General features: G+C 71.8%; 2 protein-coding genes. One reads left to right on the top strand and one right to left on the bottom strand.

The genetic code is table 11. The annotated features are described in order from the left end of the window. Positions 1–372: 372 nt before the first annotated feature. Positions 373–924 (bottom strand): GNAT family protein, encoded by a 552-nt coding sequence (locus tag AB0J67_RS41170; protein WP_363491268.1) that lies wholly within the window; start codon positions 922–924, stop codon positions 373–375. 155 nt (positions 925–1,079) lie between these two features. Here AB0J67_RS41170 and AB0J67_RS41165 point away from each other — a divergent pair. Then, the coding region (locus AB0J67_RS41165) for a hypothetical protein (RefSeq protein ID WP_363491266.1) at positions 1,080–1,357 on the top strand (278 nt) is incomplete at its 3' end.

The raw sequence follows: 1,357 nt of genomic DNA, 5'->3' as shown, positions 1-1,357 counted from the left end.
CGACCCGGCCCGGATGACGGCGTACCAGGCGCTGCTGGCGGTGCACCGGGACGACGCGTACGCCAACCTGGTGCTGCCGTCTCCGGCACGTCAGGCGCGCGGGGCCGGTGCGGGCTCCGCGGTGGTCGCGGTGAGACCGCCCCACCGGTCGCGGCAGACGTAGCTGAGGTCCGCGTGGATCCAGCGACCGTCGTTGTCGCGCAGCACCGGGCGGTCGCAGTGCAGGCACGGTGAGACGCGGGGGTACGCCACCCGCCCCGTCATCGCCGTGCCCCCGTCGCGCGGGCGTGCGTCATCGACATGAATCCTCCCCAGGACGGAATCATCAACTTCGTCAATGATGCTCCGTCCGATCAGGATCCGCAATCCGGCTCAGGCGGGCCGGGCCTGCCACTCGTGCGCCAGCACCGACAGGATCACGGTGTCGTGGCGCACGCCGCGGTACGGGTACGACTCGCGCAGGACCCCCTCGCGGGTGAAGCCGAGCCGCTCCGCGACGGCCAGGCTGCGCGCGTTCTTCGGGCTGGTGTGCCACTCCGCGCGGCTCATCCCGCGCACCCCGAACACCCAGTCGAGCAGGTGCCGCACGGCGCGGGTGACCAGGCCCCGGCCCTGGCCGGCGGGTTCGAGCCAGACGCCCACCTCGCAGTTGCCGGATCCGGCGTCGAAGCCGAACACCATGCAGCCGCCGACGAGCGTGCCGTCGAGCCAGATGCCGAGGATGCGCCCGGTGTCGGCGGCCTGCATGTCGGCGTACCGCTGCAGGGTGTGACGGGCGGCGTCCAGATCGGTGGAGCGGGTGGCGAACGGGATCCACTCGTCCACGTCGGCCCGTGCCCGGTCCATGTGCGTCAGGAACTCCTCGGCCTGCCACGGCTCCAGCGGGCGGAGCTCCGCCCCGTCGCCGAGCGGATGTGCGAACATGCTGCGCCTCGTCTTCGTACGGATGATCGGAACGGGGCCTATTGTGCCCCACGCGCGGTTCCGGCGAACCAGTCCGAAACGGTTTCAACCGGGGCTAGTCTGGCGTCGGCGGCGTGATCAATCACGCGCCGTGGCCATTCGCAGCAGGGGGACTGATGAGCGAGCCGCAGAAGAACGACAGCCGGCTGGATGATCTGGAACATGAGGCCGCGGGCTTCATGAACCCGTTCAAGTGGGGCAAGAAGAAGAAGGAGGAAGAGGAGCAGAAGAAGGCGGCGGAGGCCAAGGCCCAGGCTCAGGCCCAGGCGCAGGCCCAGACCGCGCCGCCGCCCGCCGCGCCGCCGCCCGCCGCGCCCCCGATCACCGAACCCGCGGCCGCCGCGCCGCCACCGCAGGCCGCACCCGCGCCTCCGGCAGCACCACCCCGTCCAAC

It is taken from the genome of Catellatospora sp. NPDC049609 (assembly GCF_040675365.1).
GTDB lineage: Bacteria > Actinomycetota > Actinomycetes > Mycobacteriales > Micromonosporaceae > Catellatospora.
This window is presented reverse-complemented; position numbering and strand designations above follow the sequence as displayed.

What these genes read in the sequence shown, in the direction of transcription:
- AB0J67_RS41170 (WP_363491268.1), bottom strand. Translation starts at nt 924, where the DNA reads ATGTTCGCACATCCGCTCGGCGACGGGGCGGAGCTCCGCCCGCTGGAG.